Here is a 17673-nt window from a genome sequence, read left to right as displayed (position 1 = left end):
ATTTCAAGTCAGGACGAAAATGAGCCAGAGCCATACCGATTACACATCCCGCTTTGCCATAGACCCGGTTGCCGCCGCGGCGATGGGAACCGATGAACTCCGTCACAATTTCCACATTGACGGCCTGTTCCAGTCCGGCCGCATCAGCCTGACCTACACCCACTACGACCGCATGATCGTCGGCGGCGCCGTGCCGATAGGCTCGCCGCTCCAACTGGAGGCGATCAAGCCGACCGGCACCAAAGGTTTCCTCGACCGGCGCGAGTTGATCGCCGTCAACATCGGTGGCGTGGGCGTCATCACGGCCGGCGGCCAGTCCTTCGAATTGCAGGCGCGCGACATGCTCTATCTCGGCATGGGCACACAGGATGTGTCCTTCGCCTCAGCGGACGAGGGGGCGCCGGCGAAGTTCTATCTGCTCAGCGCGCCGGCGCATCTGGCTCATCCCAGCCGGCTGATCCGCATCGGCGATGCAAAGCGCCTCGATCTTGGCAGCAAGGATGCCTGCAACGAGCGTTCGATCTTCCAGTTCATCCATGCCGATGGCGCAAAGACCTGCCAGCTGGTGGTCGGCATGACCCAGCTGGCGCCGGGCTCTATCTGGAACACCATGCCTTGCCATGTGCATGACCGGCGCATGGAGGCCTATCTCTATTTCGACCTGGCCGAGACGGCGCGCGTCTTCCACTTCATGGGCGAGCCGGACGAAACGCGCCATATCGTCATGGGCAACGAAGAGGCCGTGCTGTCGCCGGGCTGGTCGATCCACTCCGGCGCCGGCACTTCCAATTATGCGTTCATCTGGGCGATGGCCGGCGACAATGTCGACTACACCGATGTCGACCCGGTGGCGTTAGGCGATCTGCGGTGAGCGACCCCTTCAGCCTTGCCGGGAAACGTATCCTGGTCACCGGCGCCAACACCGGCATCGGCCAGGGCATCGCCGTATCGATCGCGCGCGCCGGCGGCACGGTGATCGGCGTCGGTCGCTCGTCGGTGGACGATACGGCCAGAAAGATCGCAACGATGGGCGGGCAATTCGAGGCGGTGAGCGCCGATCTTGCCGACACGTCAGCCGCCGGCCCCTTGCTCGACCGCGTCTGGGACGAAAGCGGCCCGCTCGACGGGCTGGTCAACAATGCCGGCATCATCCGGCGCGCCGATGCCGTCGATCTCAGCGAGGCCGATTGGGACGACGTCATGGACGTCAATCTGAAGACGGTTTTTTTGCTCTGCCAAAGCTTTGCCAGGCGTGCCTTGGCCGCTGAGCGGAAAGGCAAGATCGTCAACATTGCCTCCGTGCTGAGCTTTCAGGGCGGCATTCGCGTGGCGTCCTACACCGCCTCGAAGCATGGCGTGCTCGGCATCACCCGGCTGCTTGCCTGCGAATGGGCGCAAAAAGGCATCAACGTCAACGCTATCGCGCCAGGCTATATTGAAACCAACAACACGCAGGCGCTGCGCGCCGATCCCGACCGCAGCGCCGCTATCCTGGCGCGCATCCCGGCCGGTCGCTGGGGCGAGGCGGGCGACATTGGCGATGCCGCCGTCTTCCTGCTGGCGCCGGCGTCCAACTACATGCATGGCGCGGTGGTGCCGGTGGATGGTGGCTGGCTGGCACGCTAGGTTTTGACGCAATTCCGAACGGAAACCGTTTCACACTTGTCCTGGAATTGCTCTGAGGAGACGACGATGACCGCAAAGATCTTCGCGCATGCCGGCGAGGGCGCCTGGACGGCGACACCGGACGGCAACAGGCGCCGCATTCTCCTGCACACTGACGAGTTGATGCTGGTCGAATTCGGCTTCGACAAGGGTGGCGTCGGCGCCCTGCATTCGCACCCGCACGTCCAGGCAAGCTATGTCGCCGAAGGCCGCTTCGAGGTGACCATCGACGGTCGGACCGAGATCGTTGGGACGGGCGGGAGTTTCATCGTGCCGTCGGGCCTGGTGCACGGCGTCAAGGCGCTGGAAGCGGGGCGGCTGGTCGACAGCTTTACGCCGCACCGGGCCGATTTCCTCGGCTAGAGCATTTCACCGTTTCACGGAAACGGCGAGCTGCTCTAACTCTTTGTTTTGACGCCATTCTAGACGGAAAACCGCTTCACACTTTTCCTGGAATTGCTCTAACGAGGGGTAAGAGATCGAGCGGGAATGACCCGCACCCCAGAAAGAGGCGCGGGTCTGTTGCCTGGGCGCTTGTGGCGCCGCGGTACTCAAGACATCACCGCAGGATGAGGACCCTGCCGCACCGTGGTGAAGATAGTCTTAATGCACCGGGGCTGCGTAGCTCGGTCGGTCAGGTGATGTGACGCAGGAGGCTGAAAAGCCGTTCGAAGGTCTTGCCGTAGGGCGGGCGCAGCAGGCTTCCCGCGCTCAGCCGCGACTGCATGAAAACCGGTTTCTCCTTGCTGAAGGTGCGAAAACCCCATTCGCCGTGATAGGCGCCCATGCCGCTGGCGCCGACGCCGCCGAAGGGCTGGTTTTCCTGTACCAGATGCAGCATGCAGTCGTTGACGGTGACGCCGCCGGCAATTGTCTCGCGCAGGATGCGTTGACGGTTGCCGCTGTCGCGGCCGAACCAGTAGAGTGCCAGCGGGCGGTCGGCCCCGTTCACATGGGCGATCGCCTCGTCGATCCCGGTGTATTCTACGATGGGCAGCACCGGCCCAAAGATCTCTTCGCGCATCAGCCGCAGGTTTGCGCCGGCATTGCGGACCAGGGTCGGCAGCAACTTCCGGCTGTTGGCGTCAAGTTCCTCGCCGGCCGGGTTGATTTCGGTGACGTCGGCGCCGGCGTCACGCGCTTCAGTGACCATGTCGCGCAGGCGCCGGTGGTGCCGGTCGCTGATGATGGCGGTATAGTCGGGGTTGTCGCGCAGGGTCGGGTAGAGCTTCGCGATCGCCGTTGCGAGCCTGGCAGCGACCGTGCCTGCTTGCCCGTTCGGCACCAGAAGATAATCCGGCGCGATACAGGTCTGCCCGGCATTCAACAGCTTGCCGTAGGCAATGCTGGATACTGCCGCGTCGAGGTCGCATGACGGATCGAAGATTGCCGGCGACTTGCCGCCGAGTTCGAGCGTGACCGGGGTCAGGTTGGCGGCCGCGGCGATCGCGACCTGGCGTCCGACCGCGGTCGAGCCGGTGAACAGCAAATGATCGAAAGGCATCGATACGAAGGCCTTTCCCATCTCCGCGTCGCCGCTGATGACGCTGAGCTCATCGGCTGCGAAATGCTCGGCAACAAGTTTGGCCAGCAACGCCGAAAAAGCCGGCGTCAATTCGGAAGGTTTTATGAGCACGCGATTGCCGGCCGCGAGTGCCGCGATGACCGGCGCGACGGCGAGCTGGAAAGGATAATTCCAGGGCGACACGATGCCGATGACACCGAGCGGCTGCGGGATGAGGCGATTTCTGCCGGGCAGGAACGGCATGGTGGTGGCAACGCGGCGTTCGCGCATCCAGCCCCTGAGGTGCGACAGCGCGTGGCGGACGCCGGCACGTACGACGAACAGTTCCGCAAGACGCGTCTCATGCGCGGAACGGCCGCCAAAGTCGGTGTCGATGGCGGTGCAGATGTCGGCTTCATGCCGCTCGGTCAGCGCGAGCAGGCGTTTGAGGCGATCCTTGCGAACGTCAAAGTTGGGGAAAGACTGCGCCTCGAAGGCGGCGCGCTGCAGGTGGAACCGCTCGCCGAGAACATTCTGTCTGGTCTGCAGCATCGCGCCCTCCCTGGCTTGCCGGACGGAGCTTACATCGTGGTGCGTGGCGGAATCCAGCGGGGTGCAGGTGTCCTAGGGGAAGCTGCTTTCGGATGTGCACGGCATCCGGCTGGCAAGCGCCGATGGCCCCATCAACGGCAGGTTCCTGCAAAGGGGGCGTTGTGGTTGGATGACGGCTGCGCTACTCCAAAGCGTCACGCCAGAGAGTCGTCTTGACCGGTTTCCACATCCTCTCCAGTCTACGAAATTCCAGCCCGGTGTCCGCCTGATGCTGATGTCGGCGACGAGCATCTTGGCCATGGACCCCAAGCGGCGCGTTCCGCGCCGCGCGGCCCAGCGGAATTGCGGATGAAGGGCGCTCACAGGCTTGAGGCTGCGTTTGGAGCGGCTGCGCGAAGGGTTGTGCGGGAGTTTCTGCGGTTCGTGCCGCTGTCTCTGAGACAGCGCATGCAAAGACGCACATATGCACGCGCGACGCCCGCCAACAGAATTTTCATTTCGGGCTGCGCACGCAGCGGGACGACGCTGACACAGCGGCTGATGAGGTGTTTCGAGGACATTTTCGTCCATCCGCCCGAAGCGCGATACGCAATGCTGGACATGCTGGACCGGCCGGAATCGAACCTCGTCGTCAAGCGCGATGCGCGCGGTTTTGCGCATCTGGCGAAGCTACCGACCTCCATCGGCTTGATCTATTGCGTGCGCCATCCATTCGACACGCTGACAAGTTCGCATCCGCAAACACGCAACCAGCGTCGGTTCCACGTCACGCCGCAACGCTGGCTGACCGAATACGACGCGCTGATCCGGCTGAAGAAGGCACAACCGCACCGGCAGATCCTTTTCGTCCGCTACGAAGACATGATCGGCGCGCCCGATGCGCAGCAGGACAGAATCGCGCAGTCATTCGGACTGACACCGCGCATTCGTTTCAGCGAGGACCCGGACAATCCGATCCGGGTGGCTTCGTTGAGAAAATGGGAACGGAATGAAGAATTCAGGACCTATCTCGGCGGCCTGCCCCCGGCATTTCTCGCCCGCGTCCAACGTTTCTGCGCCGAGTTCGACTATGACATGCCAATAAGCACGCCGACCGTGGACGCGCGGTGATGCAGGCACCGGCGGCCCTCGCGACAGAAGAGCTGGATCCCAAGCGGCGCGTGCTGAAGGACGTGTTCGGCTTCGATGATTTTCGCCCCGGGCAGGCCGATGTCATGGACGCGCTGCTGGCCGGGCGTCATGTGCTGGCTGTGATGCCGACTGGTGCGGGCAAATCGCTTTGCTACCAGGTGCCGGCGCTTGTCCTGGGCGGGCTCACCATTGTCGTCTCGCCGCTGGTGGCGCTGATGCAGGATCAGGTCGCCGCCTTGCGGCTTGCCGGCGTGGCCGCCGATACGATCAATTCCTCGATCGACCGCGATGCCAATATCGCCGCATGGCGTCGCGTCGCCTCGGGCCAGACGCGCCTGCTCTATCTCGCGCCGGAGCGGTTGATGACCGAGCGCATGCTCGAGGCGCTGGCCAGGCTCGATATCAGCCTGATCGCCGTCGACGAGGCGCATTGCATTTCTCAATGGGGGCCGGCATTCCGGCGCGAATACGAGGACCTGTCGCGTCTGCGCGGCATCTTTCCCAGCGTGCCGATCATCGCGCTGACGGCAACGGCGGACGAAGGCACGCGCACCGACATCGAATCCCGGCTGTTTGCCGAGCGCGTCGAGACCCTGGTGCTGGGCTTCGACAGGCCGAACATCAAGCTTGCCATCGAGGCCAAGCAGGACAGCAAGCGGCAATTGCTGCGCTTCGTCGAGCGCCATCCCGGCCGCAGCGGCATCGTCTATTGCCTGTCGCGCAAGAAGACGGAGGAGATGGCGGCCTTCCTCGAGAAGAACGGCGTCACCGCGCTCGCCTATCATGCCGGCATGAGCAAGGAGGCGCGTGACGCCAACCAGAACAGCTTCATGACCTTGTCCGGCGTCGTCATGGTGGCGACCATCGCCTTCGGCATGGGCATCGACAAGCCTGACGTCGCCTATGTCTTCCACACCGACATGCCGGGCAGCCTGGAGGCCTACTACCAGGAGATAGGCCGCGCCGGCCGCGATGGGCGGGACGCCGAGGCGCATATGCTGTTCGGCCTGGGCGATATCCGCATGCGCAGGATGTTCATCGACGACGAGGATGCGCCGCCCGAGCACAAGAGGCGCTCGCATGGCCGGCTCGACACGCTGATAGGCTATTGCGAGACGGCGCAGTGCCGCCGCCAGGTGCTGCTCGGCTATTTCGGCGAGGAAGCGCAGCCTTGCGGCAATTGCGACACCTGCCTCGACCAGGCACCGCGCGCCGATGGCGGAGCCGAGGCTCGGATCATCCTGACGGCGATCGCCCAGAGCGGTGAGCGTTTCGGTGTCGGTCATGTCATCGACATCCTGCTCGGCCATGAAACCGAGAAGGTGCTTGCCAGGAACCACCAGAGGCTCACGAGTTTCGGCAGTGGTCTGGCGCACAAGAAGGATTTCTGGCTATCGCTGATCCGGCAACTCGTCGCCGGCGGGTTCCTGATGCCGGATCCGGCCGGCCATGGCGGCCTCGCCATCGCCGAAAAAGGCCATGCGCTTGGCCGTGGCGAGATGCCGTTCCATTATCGCGTCGAGGTGCGCAGCCGCGCCTTGCGCGGCAAGATGCGCTCCTGGCAGGATCTCGGGCAGTCGGCTGTGGACACCGGGCTACTGGCCGCGCTCAAATCCTTGCGCCTGCGGCTCGCCAAGGAGCGCCAGGTGCCGGCCTATGTGGTGTTCTCCGATCGCACGCTGATCGACATGGCCGAGCGCCGCCCGCACGACCTCGACGCCTTCGCCGAAGTGAATGGGGTTGGGGCGGCAAAGCTCAAGGAATTCGGCCAGGTTTTTCTGAGTGCGATTGCCGAGCACCGGTCGGGTGAGGCGGCCTGAGGTCAGATCAGCGACTGGTCACGCGCCGTGAAGCAGAGGGATCTTCGGAGAAGGCATCCGTTCCGAAACCTCCTGTGCCGCCGCCGCCCATTCCTCCACCGCCCATGCCCCCCAGGGACCGATTAGTTCAACGTTTTCTGGCCGGCCGGTCGACAGATCAGGCCGAGACTGAGGCGTGCATCGACTTCATGGCCGAGCATTTGCAACCGCAATAGATTCCGCTGTCCGCTTGCAGGCACCTATCCACTGCAAGCGTCGCGGGCGACCCGCCGGGCGTCAGTCGCGCGATGTGGACAGTCCCGCGAGAAGCGGAGCGTAGGCGGCGAGCCTGCGGGATACGAACTCAGTGAAGAGCCGCACGCGCTTCGTCTTGCGTGTCTCCCCATGTGTGAGAAGCCAGAGCGTTCCGTACAGGTGCAGGTCGGTGCCCGGCACCCTCACCAGCAGGGGGTCGGCATCTCCGACGAAGCACGGCAGTGTCGTGATCCCGAGACCTTGCCGTACGGCAACGATCTGCGCCTCGGCGTCCGTGATCCTGAATGGAACTCCCGTGGTGCCAACCTCACCCGCGCTGGCCCACTCTGGAATTCCATGAACGCTTATGACGATCCACCGGATGGGATCAGGTGCGCCCGCACGCCACGCGGCCAGGCGGTCGCGGGACATGTAGACGCCGCCAAACACCTCCGCTCCCTTCAGGCCGTGAAGATTGAGCGGCAGGGTTTTGCGGTCGTAGACGACGCGGATCGCCACGTCGGCCTCTCGGTTGGTCAGATTTGCCAGCTCGCCGGACGACAGGATTTCCATCTCGATGTCTGGATGCAGGTGCGCGAAATCGGCGAAGTCCGGCATGAGCAGGTGCGTCGCGAGGGGCGGTGCCAGCGTCACCCGCAGAAGTCCGCGTACGCTCTGGTCGCGCCCGAAGACGCGCGTCTCCAGCTGGTGCGACGACGCTTCCATATGGTTCGCGAGCTCGAGGACCTCCTCGCCCGCAGCGGTCAGGCGGTAGCCCGAAGGCAGCTTTTCGAACATTTGCGCCCCGAGGCGTTCCTCAAGCTGTGCGATGCGTCGCAGCACGGTCGAGTGATTCACCCCGAGCTGCGCGCCGGCAGCCCGCACCGAGCCTCCGCGTGCGACGGCTAGAAAGTAGCGAACGTCATCCCAGTCGATCATGGTGCAATCCGGCACCGCGCGGTGCGCCTTCCAAAGCCCGTATCTAACACATCCTACAGCAGTAGGGGCGGGATATTGTGGCTTGTGTCGACAAGGGCGACGCTATTCCGAACGGCGGACACGGATCGTCGCGGACTGGCGTCAATCCTGAAAGCGGATCGATTCTGCACCACCGATGTGCGCGCTTCCGCACTCACCGCGCGACCCCGGCGGGCCCATCTAGAGGTTCTCGGGGCGTCCCCGAACGACCAAGGACAGAGCCTGGAAGGATTAAGTCATGGGAAAACTGGATGGTAAGGTTGCGGTTATAACGGGTGGTGCCACCGGCATCGGCCTCGCCGCTGCAAAGCGCTTCATCGAGGAGGGCGCCTTTGTCTTCATCTTCGGCCGCCGGCAGGAAGCGCTAGACGCCGCTGTGGCCGAGCTCGGGCCCAATGCCCGCGCGGTGAAGGGCTCGGTCTCGGATGAGGCCGACCTCGATCGGCTCTACGCGGCGGTGAAGGCCGAGTGCGGAACCCTCGACATCATCTTCGCCAACGCCGGGGTGGGAAGCCTGCTTCCGCTCGGCAAGCTCACCGCCGGGCACATTGACGAGACCTTCAACACCAATCTGAAGGGTACGATCTTCACGGTCCAGAAGGCGCTGCCGCTGATGGGCGAGGGCGGTTCGATTATCCTGACCGGATCGAGCGCCGGCACCACGGGCGCGCCCGCATTCAGCGTCTATAGCGCGAGCAAGGCGGCCGTGCGCAACCTCGCGCGGACCTGGGCGGAAGACTTGAAAGGCACCGGCATCCGGGTAAACGTGCTGTCGCCCGGGCCGACGGCGACCGAACTCGCGAAGGCAGCGATAGGCGAGGAGGGCTTGAAGGTCTTCGCCTCGATGAATCCGCTTCAGCGTATGGCCGATCCAGCGGAGATCGGGGCGGCGGCTGCGTTTCTCGCGTCGCCCGACAGCAGCTTCATGACTGCCAGCGAGGTCGCCGTCGACGGGGGCTTGGCGCAAATCTGACCCGCTACGCCCCGCCGTTCATTCCATTCGATATCCCGAGCCCGCAGGGCCTGGTAAACTGAAGGAGAGTATACATGAGGTACGCAATTATCGGCTTCGGCAAGATCGGCCAGGCTCTTGCCAAGGCATTTGCCCGCAAGGGCCTCGAAGTGTCCGTGGCAACCACGCGCGACCCGGAAAGCTTTGCATCCGACGCGGCCGCGATCGGACCCACGATCATCCCGAAAACACTGGCGGACGCCGTCAAGGCGGACATCATCTTTTTGGCTGTCCGCTTTGAATCGCACCCGGATGTCGCGAAGGCGCTGCCAAGCTGGGAAGGCAAGACGATCATCGACGCGACGAACGTGTTTCCAGTCCCCGAAGAGCTGGACGGTCTGCCGTCCTCCGCCTTCGTCGCGAAGGCGTTCGCCGGCGCCAAGCTCGTCAAAGGCTTCAATCACCTGATTGCGGCCACCCTGGCTGCCGATCCGATCGTCGAGGGCGGGCACCGGGTCGTCTTTCTGTCGAGCGACGACGAGGACGCGATCGCTCCCGTGGCGGCCTTGGCCAAACAACTCGGGTTCGCACCGGTCAAGCTGGGGAAGCTCAACGAGGGCGGCACGCTGGTGCACGCACGCGGCCGCACTTGGGGCCAGCTGATCTTCCAGGACCTGTTCAAGAAGGAGCAGTAACGGATTTATCGTGCGCCGACAGAGTGGCAGGCGTTCGATGCCGGCCACATCGTCGGCAACGAGCCAAGCGCGCGAAGGGACGTGCTTGAAAGCGGCTTACATCTGCCTGGGATCCTTCGGCCGACATGTGCCTGCCACCCAGGAATCGTAGTTGCAATAGCTGATGTCCCAGCCGGCATCGCGCCTTTTGGAAATTGCCTCACGGCCGCCCGCGCGGATGGGTCCGAAGCCACCCCAACTGCCATCCGAGCCTTTGTAATTTCCCATGACGCGATAATTGCAGTTGTTCACGACGACGTTGCCGTCCATCGACACGCATGCCGATGCAACAGTGGCAAGGCTGAAGAAAGCTGCGATGGCGAGAGAGGCTTTGCGCATCGTGGTCTCCTAACTGGGTTGGGCGAACCAACCGTTACGAGATCGTGGGCCGGGCCTCTTCCCCATTTGGGCTAAAGCGGCTGGTAAATTCACAGCGGCATGGCTGCGCTTGCGGACAGAAGCGATGTGCGGAGATGCCGAATGGGCCTGCCCATCGCCGAAGCTTTACGGCCTCCGCGAAGGCCAGAGTGTCCCGGCTTGGGCGGCTTTGTCCTATTGGCTGCGCGATATGCGGCAGGCGGCCCAGGAAATGTCCGGTTTTCTCGGGATTGAATGGCGGAGAGGGAGGGATTCGAACCCCCGATGGGCTTGCACCCATGCCGCATTTCGAGTGCGGTGCATTCGACCACTCTGCCACCTCTCCGCGGTCATGGTCGGCCGTTGCCGGCGCGGCGCACTAGATAACGGCTGAACGGGCAGGTTACAAGGCCAATCCGTCAGTTATTTGGCTTGCCGGGCAAGCAGCGGATTCGCGACGGTTCAGCGGCGGCGAGGCCTGGGTAGGTTGGTAACCAGTCACGCGTGCTTGCCTCGACGACGGTTACGTCGTGCAGTCGTGCTGACACGCTCGATCCTTCGGCCGCCAACAACAGTCCCGACAACAGCTGTTTGCCTTGACTCGCACTCAACCTTCGGTTAGGGACAGCGCGCAATCGGCGTGGAGGGTTCTTCCGCGCCGCTTGTTTTTTGAACCCGCAGACTGACAAAAAGACGGCTGAACCGCCAGAGGCGGCTCATCAAGGCCGACCGAACAGCGAAAGGCAAAAAATGTTCGCAGTCATTAAAACGGGTGGCAAGCAGTATCGCGTTGCCGCCAACGATCTCCTGAAGATCGAAAAACTCGAAGCCGCTGTCGGCGATATGGTCGAGATCGGCCACGTCCTCGCACATGGCGAAGGCGAGAATGTCACGTTCGGCGCGCCGTTCGTCGACGGCGCGGTGGTCACCGCCGAAGTCGTCGAGCAGGGCAAGAACCGCACCGTCATCGCCTTCAAGAAGCGCCGCCGGCAGAATTCGCGCCGCAAGATCGGCCATCGCCAGCTTTTGACCACCGTGCGGATTTCCGAGATCCTGCTGGGTGGCGCCAAGCCGACGAAGACGGCAGCGGTCAAGGCGCCGAAGAAGGTGAAGGCCGAGGCCGCCACCGAGGTGCAGGCGGAAGCCGCGCCGAAGAAGGAGCCCAAGGCCAAGGCAGCCGAGACAAAGGCAGCCGAGACCGCGGCAGCGCCGCTGTTCAAGGCGCCCAAGGGTGAGCCGGACGATCTGACCGTGATCAAGGGCATCGGCCCGGTCGCGGCCAAGGATCTCAACGAGCAGGGCATCATCACCTTCGCGCAGCTCGCCAAGCTGACCGACAAGGATGTCGCCAAGATCGACGAGCACATGCCCTTCAGCGCCGACCAGATCAAGGACTGGCGCGAGCAGGCCAAGGAATTGGCGGCGAAGTAATTTTCTGGCGACCAGGTCGCCGGATCGGACTTGAAACGGAACGCGAACGCGTTCATAAGGCCTTTTAGGCGCCTTGCGGCGCAACGGAGTTAGTTAGATGGCACACAAGAAAGCTGGCGGCTCGTCGCGCAACGGTCGCGACTCGCATTCCAAGCGTCTGGGCGTGAAGAAGTTCGGCGGCGAAGCCGTCATCCCGGGCAACATCATCATTCGTCAACGCGGCACCACGTGGCATCCCGGCGTCAATGTCGGCATGGGCACGGACCATACGCTTTTTGCGCTCGAGACCGGCGCCGTGACGTTCAACAAAAAAGCCAACGGCCGAACCTACGTATCGGTCAACCCGATTGCCAAAGCCGCGGAGTAGCCGGTTCCGCACTAGAACACCGGCGCCCATCTCGGGAACCGGTGTCTGGCAAAGCCAGGAAAAGGATCAGGGGAGATGGGTTTCCATCTCCCCTTTTTCTTGTGCCTGGAGGACTTTCAAATGGTTGCCGAAGCGGAAGACTCAGAAGACGAAAGTTACGCGATAGATTGCCCGGTGCTGGTCACCGAGCGACTGGTGATGCGGGCGCCCCACGAGGGCGATATCGCGCAGCTGGTCGAGCTTGCCGACAACCGCCATGTCGCCGAAATGCTGGCACGCATGCCGCACCCCTATGGCGAGGCCGAGGCGCGCTCTTTCCTGGCCATGACCAAATCGCGCCGGGCCGGCATTGCTTATGCCCTGACGCTGGCCGGCACCGACACCTTCGTCGGTTGCGCCGGCCTCAACACCACCGATCGCGGGCTGGAGCTCGGTTACTGGATCGGCGAGCCGCACTGGAAGAAGGGCTATGCGACGGAAGCAGCGCACGCGCTGGTCGATCTCGCCTTCCAGAGGACGTCGATCCAGGTCCTGCATGCCTCGACGCGGGTCATCAATCCGGCCTCGCGCCGCGTCATCCACAAATGCGGGTTCCAGTATGCCGGCCAGGGCATGCTGAACTCGATCGTCGCCGGCCAGGTTCCCGTCGAGCGCTACCGGCTCGATCGCAAGACCTGGACCAGCCTGCGGAACTGGGTGCATTTCTGATGGATGACGGCGGTCAAGCCAATGGTCGACAGCAGCGATATTGAAACGGCCGCGATCACCCCGATGACGCCTGGGGATATCGAAAGCTTTCATCGCGCGCTCGATGTCGTAGCGCGTGAGCGAAAGTACTTGTCCTTCCTTGAGGCGCCACCGCTGGATCAAGTCAGAAGTTTCGCAATGGACCGTATCGGGAGAGGCGATCCGGGGTTCGTGGCCGTTGTTCGTGGCGAGGTCGTCGGCTGGTGCGACATCTCACGCCATGATCGGCTCATCCATGCCCATCGCGGCTCCCTCGGGATGGGGATTGTTCCTCCCTATCGGGGGCGAGGGCTTGGACTGCGGCTCATCAATGCAACCTTGGCGCAAGCGCGCAGGGCCGGTTTCGTCCGCATCGAACTCTCCGTGCATTCCGACAATGCTCGCGCCATCTCTCTCTACGACAAGGTCGGGTTTGTCAGGGAGGGCGTGCAGAGCGATGCCGTCCATGTCGACGGGGAATACCGCGATACGATCATGATGGCGATCGTCGAACGCGAAAACGCCGCCAGATGAATGGCCATCAGCCCAGCTCGACCCACACCGGCAGATGGTCCGAGCCGACTGCCTTTCGGTCGACCCATAGACGCTGCAGGGATCTGGCAAGCGAAGCGCTGGTGAAGATATAATCGATGCGCTTGTGCCGGCTGGGATCGGTGGGTTGCTTGGGATCGACCCAACTGATGAGATCGTCGCCGGTGGCGTTCAGCCGCAAGGCGGCATCGACGGCGAAGTCGGCGGTCAGCGGCATGCCGAATTCATGGTCCGGCCGGCCGGCGAGTTCGACATATTCGGGTGAGCCGGCCAGCATGTTGAAATCGCCCATGCCGACAAAGGCTTCGGGATGCGGCAGTTCCGGCAGGCCGATCTCGGCGACGCCGGACAGTGCTCCGCCTTCGAGCGCATAGTTCAGCATGCGTTGGCGCAGGAACTGGATCTGGCTGGCGCGTTCGAGGGGGCTGCGGTGATCGAGATGGATGGAATAGAAGCGGATGAAACCAAGCGGCGTCTCGATCAGCGCTTCCAGCGCGCCGCGCTGGAAGTTCATCATCTCGAAGCTGCGGCTGCGCGGCAAAAGCAGGTTGCGCGACAGATGAATGGGCGTCCTAGACAGCACCATGTTGCCGAGCTGGAAGGTTTTCGTCACGGCACGGCCGTTGTCGATGTGCGAACCGATATTGGCCTCGAAATTGCTGCCATAGACGGCGAAATAGTCGGGCAGCGCCTCGCCGATCTCGGCGACCATGTCGCGGCCGCCATTCCGAGGATTGTTGCGGGTCACCTCCTGCAAAGCGATCACGTCGGCGCCGCGCACGGCATCGGCGATGCGCCCGACATCGTACTGCCCGTCGAGGCCGATGCCGTACTGGATGTTGTAGGTTACAAGCTTCATTCCGACGGCTCTCCGGCCAACCCCACATGGCCATTGTCACAAAACGGCCTCGCCCTTCGCCGCGCCTTGGTTTAGAGCAAGGGCCAAGGTTTAGAGCAATGCCGCAAAGCCACTAGTAGAAACTGTACAATCTCATGAAATTTCTCGATCAAGCCAAGGTATACATCCGCTCCGGTGACGGCGGCGCCGGTTCGGTGTCGTTCCGGCGCGAAAAATTCATCGAGTTCGGCGGGCCGGATGGCGGCGACGGCGGCCGCGGCGGCGATGTCTGGCTGGAGGCGGTCGACGGGCTGAACACGCTGATCGACTACCGCTATCAGCAGCATTTCAAGGCCAAGACCGGCGTCCACGGCATGGGCCGCAACATGACCGGCGCCAAGGGCGCCGACGTCACGCTGAAAGTGCCTGCCGGAACGCAGGTGTTCGAAGAAGACAACGAGACGCTGATCTGCGACCTGACCGTGGTCGGACAGCGCTTTCTGCTGGCCAAGGGCGGCAATGGCGGTTTCGGCAACCAGCATTTCAAGACCTCGACGAACCAGGCGCCGCGCCGCGCGAATCCCGGCCTGCCGGGGCAAGAGCTCAACATCTGGCTGCGGCTGAAGCTGATCGCCGATGCCGGGCTGGTCGGGCTGCCCAATGCCGGCAAGTCGACATTCCTGGCGGCGGTCACCGCAGCCAAGCCGAAGATCGCCGACTATCCGTTCACGACGCTGCATCCCGGCCTCGGCGTTGCCCGCATCGACGCGCGCGAATTCGTCATCGCCGACATTCCGGGCCTCATCGAAGGCGCGCATGAGGGCGTCGGCATCGGCGATCGCTTCCTTGGCCACGTCGAGCGCACGCGTGTGCTGCTGCATCTGGTTTCGGCGCAGGAGGAAAATCCGGGCAAGGCCTACAAGACCGTGCGAGCCGAGCTCGACGCTTATGGCCATGGCCTCACCGACAAGGTCGAGATCCTGGCGCTTTCCCAGGTCGACACGCTCGACGCCGATGCGCGCAAGAAGAAGGTCGCCTCGCTGAAACGCGCTGCCGGCCGCGCGCCGATGCTGTTGTCGGCGGTCACCGGCGAGGGCGTCGAGGCGGTGCAGCGGGCGCTGATGGCGGTGATTGCTGAGGCGCGCGCGCAGATCGCGGCGCCGGTCGAGACGCGCTGGGACAAATAGGGTCATGCAGTCGCTGAGAAAATATCGGCGCATCACCGTCAAGATCGGCTCGGCGCTGCTCGTCGACCGCGCGACGGGCCTGAAGCGCGACTGGCTGGCTTCGCTCGCCGACGACATTGCCGGGCTGGCCCAGGGCGGCGCTGAAATCCTCGTCGTCTCGTCCGGCGCCATCGCGCTTGGCCGCACTATCGTTGGCCTCGGCAAGCGAGCCCTGAAACTGGAGGAGAGCCAGGCGGCGGCAGCCGTGGGACAGATCGCGCTGGCCGGCGCCTGGTCGGACGCGCTCGGCAAGGGCAGCCTGAAATCGGGCCAGATCCTGCTGACGCTCGGCGACACCGAGGAGCGCCGCCGCTATCTCAACGCGCGGGCGACGATCTCGACACTCTTGAAGATGAAGGCAGTGCCGGTCATCAACGAGAACGACACGGTGGCGACTTCCGAAATCCGCTACGGCGACAATGACCGGCTGGCGGCCCGCGTCGCCACCATGATGGGCGCCGATCTTTTGGTGCTGCTTTCCGACATCGACGGGCTCTACACCGCGCCGCCGGCGCGCGACCCCAACGCCAAATTCATTCCGGTGGTCGACCGCATCACGCCTGATATCGAGGCGATGGCGGGTGCGGCCGCTTCCGAGCTGTCGCGCGGCGGCATGCGCACGAAGCTCGATGCCGGCAAGATCGCGACCGCTGCCGGCACCGCGATGATCATCACGTCGGGCACTCGGCTGTCGCCGCTGATGGCGATCGAACGCGGCGAGCGCGCTACTTTCTTTCGGCCGAGCAGCAACCCGGTGAAGGGCTACAAAACCTGGATCGCCGGCCAGCTCGAGCCGGCCGGCCGGCTTACGGTCGATGCCGGCGCCATCGGCGCGCTGCTGTCGGGCAAATCGTTGCTGCCGGCCGGCGTCAAGCTGGTCAGCGGCAATTTCTCGCGCGGCGACACGGTGGCGATCCTGTCGCCCGAGGGCCGCGAGATCGCGCGCGGGCTGGTTGCCTATGATGCCGCCGATGCCGTAAGGATCGCGGGCCTGAAGACGGCCGAGATCGAAACCGTGCTCGGCTACGAGGCGCGTTCGGCGATGATCCACCGCGACGACCTTGTGGTGAGCCATTCGGGTGACCAAGTACGGGCCGGCGACCAAAAAGGGGCCGGTGACCAAGTCACGGTTGGTGGCGATGTAAACGGAGGATGAGCCATGCTGAAACTGCATGAAAAATCCGGGGATGACACTGTCGCGCTGATGGCCGATATCGGCCGGCGCGCCCGCGCTGCCGCCCGGCCGCTGGCCATTGCCACGACCGCCGCCAAGAACGCCGCACTGCTGGCCATGGCCGAGGCGATCGTGGCCCGTGAGCAGGACATTCTCGACGCCAATGCCATCGATGTTTCGAATGGTCATGAATCCGGGCTTTCCACCTCCTTCATGGACCGGCTGAAGCTCGATCCGGCGCGCATCCGCGCCATGGCCGACGGCATCCGCGAAATCGCCGCGCTGCGGGATCCGGTTGGCGACGTGATCGCGCAGTGGGACCGGCCGAACGGTTTGCATATCGAGCGCGTGCGCACGCCGCTCGGCGTCGTCGGCGTCATCTATGAGAGCCGCCCGAACGTCACCGCCGATGCTGGCGCGCTGTGCCTCAAGGCCGGCAATCCGGTGATCCTGCGCGGCGGTTCGGATTCGCTCAATTCTTCCGCCGCCATCCACGCCTGCCTGGTCGAAGGGCTGAAACAAGCGGGCCTGCCGGAGGATGCCATCCAGCTGGTGCCGACCACCGACCGCGCCGCCGTCGGCGAGATGCTGAAGGGGTTGGGCGGCAACCTCGACGTCATTATCCCGCGCGGCGGCAAAAGCCTGGTCGGACGGGTGCAGGCCGAGGCGCGGGTCCCGGTCTTCGCGCATCTCGAAGGCATCTGCCATCTCTACATCGACCGTTCGGCCGATCTCGAAATGGCGGTGCGGATCGCCGTCAACGCCAAGATGCGGCGCACCGGCGTCTGCGGTGCCGCCGAGACGCTGCTCGTGGACCGGCCGGTTGCCTCCACGCATCTGGTGCCGATCCTCGACGCGCTGCGCGCGGCCGGCTGCGAAATCCATGCCGATGCCGAGGTGCTGAAAGTGTTTTTCGACGCCAAGCCGGTCACCGATGCCGACTGGGTGACAGAATATCTCGATGCCATCATCGCGGTAAAACTGGTCGACGGTATCGGTGGTGCGATCGAGCATATCGAGACGTTTTCCTCGCATCACACCGAGGCGATCGTCGCCGAGGATGCGCAAGCCGTCGAGCGGTTTTTCAACGAGATCGATTCGGCGATCCTGCTGCACAACGCATCGACGCAGTTCGCCGACGGCGGCGAATTCGGCATGGGCGCCGAGATCGGCATCGCCACCGGCAAGATGCATGCGCGCGGACCGGTGGGCGTCGAACAGCTGACGTCGTTCAAATACCGTGTGCGCGGCTCGGGACAGGTGAGACCTTGAGCGCTGGTCTTACCCTTCCCCTTGTGGGGAGGGTGGCGAGCATAGCGAGCCGGGTGGGGGGACGACGCTGAATTCCGCGATACCCCCACCCCGCTCCGCTTCGCGGATCGACCCTCCCCACAAGGGGGAGGGTAAGGAGGCTATCCCCTCCCACTATTTC

General features: G+C 63.9%; 18 protein-coding genes and 1 tRNA gene. 14 read left to right on the top strand and 5 right to left on the bottom strand.

The features are described 5' to 3' along the window. The first annotated feature begins 19 nt into the window (after positions 1 to 19). From kduI to A4R29_RS27495, 3 genes are all read left to right on the top strand, one after another. Positions 20 to 871 (top strand): 5-dehydro-4-deoxy-D-glucuronate isomerase, encoded by an 852-nt coding sequence (gene kduI, locus A4R29_RS27505; protein WP_063173282.1) that lies wholly within the window; start codon positions 20 to 22, stop codon positions 869 to 871. Beyond that, the gene (kduD, locus tag A4R29_RS27500) at positions 868 to 1626 is read left to right on the top strand and encodes a 2-dehydro-3-deoxy-D-gluconate 5-dehydrogenase KduD (RefSeq protein WP_063173281.1); all 759 of its coding nucleotides are present in this window, start codon (positions 868 to 870) and stop codon (positions 1624 to 1626) included. Before kduI ends, kduD begins: the two co-directional genes overlap by 4 nt. A gap of 66 nt (positions 1627 to 1692) precedes the next feature. Next, positions 1693 to 2028, top strand: a complete 336-nt coding sequence (locus tag A4R29_RS27495) for a cupin domain-containing protein (protein WP_013529048.1) — start codon at positions 1693 to 1695, stop codon at positions 2026 to 2028. A 271-nt stretch (positions 2029 to 2299) separates the two neighbouring features. Here A4R29_RS27495 and A4R29_RS27490 read toward each other — a convergent pair whose 3' ends face one another. Further along, positions 2300 to 3721 (bottom strand): coniferyl aldehyde dehydrogenase, encoded by a 1422-nt coding sequence (locus A4R29_RS27490; RefSeq protein WP_063173280.1) that lies wholly within the window; start codon positions 3719 to 3721, stop codon positions 2300 to 2302. 447 nt (positions 3722 to 4168) lie between these two features. On the opposite strand from A4R29_RS27490, the gene A4R29_RS27485 reads away from it, so the two are divergent. Then, on the top strand, positions 4169 to 4831 hold the full coding sequence (locus tag A4R29_RS27485; protein ID WP_244506870.1) for a sulfotransferase family protein: 663 nt from the start codon (positions 4169 to 4171) through the stop codon (positions 4829 to 4831). Beyond that, complete coding sequence (gene recQ, locus A4R29_RS27480) at positions 4831 to 6672, top strand: DNA helicase RecQ (protein ID WP_063173278.1); 1842 nt, start codon at positions 4831 to 4833, stop codon at positions 6670 to 6672. Before A4R29_RS27485 ends, recQ begins: the two co-directional genes overlap by 1 nt. Positions 6673 to 6948: 276 nt before the next feature. Here recQ and A4R29_RS27475 read toward each other — a convergent pair whose 3' ends face one another. Then, positions 6949 to 7845, bottom strand: coding sequence for a LysR family transcriptional regulator (locus A4R29_RS27475; protein WP_063173277.1), 897 nt, complete (start codon positions 7843 to 7845; stop codon positions 6949 to 6951). Positions 7846 to 8122: 277 nt separating this feature from the next. On the opposite strand from A4R29_RS27475, the gene A4R29_RS27470 reads away from it, so the two are divergent. Both A4R29_RS27470 and A4R29_RS27465 read left to right on the top strand, forming a co-directional pair. Then, positions 8123 to 8857 carry an SDR family NAD(P)-dependent oxidoreductase gene (locus tag A4R29_RS27470; protein WP_063173276.1) on the top strand — a complete coding sequence of 245 codons (735 nt, stop codon included), beginning with the start codon at positions 8123 to 8125 and terminating at the stop codon, positions 8855 to 8857. A gap of 74 nt (positions 8858 to 8931) precedes the next feature. Then, positions 8932 to 9531, top strand: a complete 600-nt coding sequence (locus A4R29_RS27465; protein ID WP_063173275.1) for an NADPH-dependent F420 reductase — start codon at positions 8932 to 8934, stop codon at positions 9529 to 9531. A gap of 96 nt (positions 9532 to 9627) precedes the next feature. On the opposite strand, the gene A4R29_RS27460 is transcribed toward A4R29_RS27465, so the two are convergent. Further along, positions 9628 to 9909, bottom strand: a complete 282-nt coding sequence (locus A4R29_RS27460) for a hypothetical protein (RefSeq protein ID WP_063173274.1) — start codon at positions 9907 to 9909, stop codon at positions 9628 to 9630. A 274-nt stretch (positions 9910 to 10183) separates the two neighbouring features. After that, positions 10184 to 10273, bottom strand: a tRNA-Ser gene (locus A4R29_RS27455). A gap of 404 nt (positions 10274 to 10677) precedes the next feature. Here A4R29_RS27455 and A4R29_RS27450 point away from each other — a divergent pair. From A4R29_RS27450 to A4R29_RS27435, 4 genes are all read left to right on the top strand, one after another. Then, positions 10678 to 11358 carry a 50S ribosomal protein L21 gene (locus tag A4R29_RS27450; RefSeq protein ID WP_013529062.1) on the top strand — a complete coding sequence of 227 codons (681 nt, stop codon included), beginning with the start codon at positions 10678 to 10680 and terminating at the stop codon, positions 11356 to 11358. A gap of 97 nt (positions 11359 to 11455) precedes the next feature. Then, entirely contained in the window at positions 11456 to 11725 is a 270-nt protein-coding gene (gene rpmA, locus A4R29_RS27445) for a 50S ribosomal protein L27 (protein ID WP_013529063.1), read from the top strand. A gap of 120 nt (positions 11726 to 11845) precedes the next feature. Next, positions 11846 to 12433: a GNAT family N-acetyltransferase gene (locus A4R29_RS27440; protein WP_063173273.1), complete on the top strand. Its 588-nt coding sequence runs from the start codon at positions 11846 to 11848 to the stop codon at positions 12431 to 12433. A 21-nt stretch (positions 12434 to 12454) separates the two neighbouring features. After that, positions 12455 to 12985, top strand: a complete 531-nt coding sequence (locus A4R29_RS27435; protein WP_063173819.1) for a GNAT family N-acetyltransferase — start codon at positions 12455 to 12457, stop codon at positions 12983 to 12985. 7 nt (positions 12986 to 12992) lie between these two features. On the opposite strand, the gene A4R29_RS27430 is transcribed toward A4R29_RS27435, so the two are convergent. Continuing rightward, positions 12993 to 13862: an endonuclease/exonuclease/phosphatase family protein gene (locus A4R29_RS27430; RefSeq protein ID WP_013529066.1), complete on the bottom strand. Its 870-nt coding sequence runs from the start codon at positions 13860 to 13862 to the stop codon at positions 12993 to 12995. Between the two features lie 134 nt (positions 13863 to 13996). On the opposite strand from A4R29_RS27430, the gene obgE reads away from it, so the two are divergent. Genes obgE through A4R29_RS27415 form a run of 3 tightly spaced genes read left to right on the top strand, consistent with a single transcriptional unit; the run spans position 13997 to position 17513 of the window. Continuing rightward, positions 13997 to 15028, top strand: coding sequence for a GTPase ObgE (gene obgE / locus A4R29_RS27425; RefSeq protein WP_013529067.1), 1032 nt, complete (start codon positions 13997 to 13999; stop codon positions 15026 to 15028). Positions 15029 to 15032: 4 nt separating this feature from the next. After that, complete coding sequence (gene proB / locus A4R29_RS27420; protein WP_063173272.1) at positions 15033 to 16223, top strand: glutamate 5-kinase; 1191 nt, start codon at positions 15033 to 15035, stop codon at positions 16221 to 16223. 3 nt (positions 16224 to 16226) lie between these two features. Then, positions 16227 to 17513 carry a glutamate-5-semialdehyde dehydrogenase gene (locus tag A4R29_RS27415; RefSeq protein ID WP_063173271.1) on the top strand — a complete coding sequence of 429 codons (1287 nt, stop codon included), beginning with the start codon at positions 16227 to 16229 and terminating at the stop codon, positions 17511 to 17513. The last annotated feature ends 160 nt before the right edge of the window (positions 17514 to 17673 follow it).

It is taken from the genome of Mesorhizobium ciceri biovar biserrulae (assembly GCF_001618845.1).
Classification (GTDB): Bacteria; Pseudomonadota; Alphaproteobacteria; order Rhizobiales; family Rhizobiaceae; genus Mesorhizobium; species Mesorhizobium ciceri.
Note: the sequence above shows the minus strand (reverse complement) of the source record. Positions and strands in the feature narration are given on the sequence as shown.

What these genes read in the sequence shown, in the direction of transcription:
- kduI (WP_063173282.1), top strand. Translation starts at nt 20, where the DNA reads ATGAGCCAGAGCCATACCGATTACACATCCCGCTTTGCCATAGACCCG.
- A4R29_RS27495 (WP_013529048.1), top strand. Translation starts at nt 1,693, where the DNA reads ATGACCGCAAAGATCTTCGCGCATGCCGGCGAGGGCGCCTGGACGGCG.
- A4R29_RS27490 (WP_063173280.1), bottom strand. Translation starts at nt 3,721, where the DNA reads ATGCTGCAGACCAGACAGAATGTTCTCGGCGAGCGGTTCCACCTGCAG.
- A4R29_RS27485 (WP_244506870.1), top strand. Translation starts at nt 4,169, where the DNA reads ATGCAAAGACGCACATATGCACGCGCGACGCCCGCCAACAGAATTTTC.
- recQ (WP_063173278.1), top strand. Translation starts at nt 4,831, where the DNA reads ATGCAGGCACCGGCGGCCCTCGCGACAGAAGAGCTGGATCCCAAGCGG.
- A4R29_RS27475 (WP_063173277.1), bottom strand. Translation starts at nt 7,845, where the DNA reads ATGATCGACTGGGATGACGTTCGCTACTTTCTAGCCGTCGCACGCGGA.
- A4R29_RS27470 (WP_063173276.1), top strand. Translation starts at nt 8,123, where the DNA reads ATGGGAAAACTGGATGGTAAGGTTGCGGTTATAACGGGTGGTGCCACC.
- A4R29_RS27465 (WP_063173275.1), top strand. Translation starts at nt 8,932, where the DNA reads ATGAGGTACGCAATTATCGGCTTCGGCAAGATCGGCCAGGCTCTTGCC.
- A4R29_RS27460 (WP_063173274.1), bottom strand. Translation starts at nt 9,909, where the DNA reads ATGCGCAAAGCCTCTCTCGCCATCGCAGCTTTCTTCAGCCTTGCCACT.
- A4R29_RS27450 (WP_013529062.1), top strand. Translation starts at nt 10,678, where the DNA reads ATGTTCGCAGTCATTAAAACGGGTGGCAAGCAGTATCGCGTTGCCGCC.
- rpmA (WP_013529063.1), top strand. Translation starts at nt 11,456, where the DNA reads ATGGCACACAAGAAAGCTGGCGGCTCGTCGCGCAACGGTCGCGACTCG.
- A4R29_RS27440 (WP_063173273.1), top strand. Translation starts at nt 11,846, where the DNA reads ATGGTTGCCGAAGCGGAAGACTCAGAAGACGAAAGTTACGCGATAGAT.
- A4R29_RS27435 (WP_063173819.1), top strand. Translation starts at nt 12,455, where the DNA reads ATGGTCGACAGCAGCGATATTGAAACGGCCGCGATCACCCCGATGACG.
- A4R29_RS27430 (WP_013529066.1), bottom strand. Translation starts at nt 13,862, where the DNA reads ATGAAGCTTGTAACCTACAACATCCAGTACGGCATCGGCCTCGACGGG.
- obgE (WP_013529067.1), top strand. Translation starts at nt 13,997, where the DNA reads ATGAAATTTCTCGATCAAGCCAAGGTATACATCCGCTCCGGTGACGGC.
- proB (WP_063173272.1), top strand. Translation starts at nt 15,033, where the DNA reads ATGCAGTCGCTGAGAAAATATCGGCGCATCACCGTCAAGATCGGCTCG.
- A4R29_RS27415 (WP_063173271.1), top strand. Translation starts at nt 16,227, where the DNA reads ATGCTGAAACTGCATGAAAAATCCGGGGATGACACTGTCGCGCTGATG.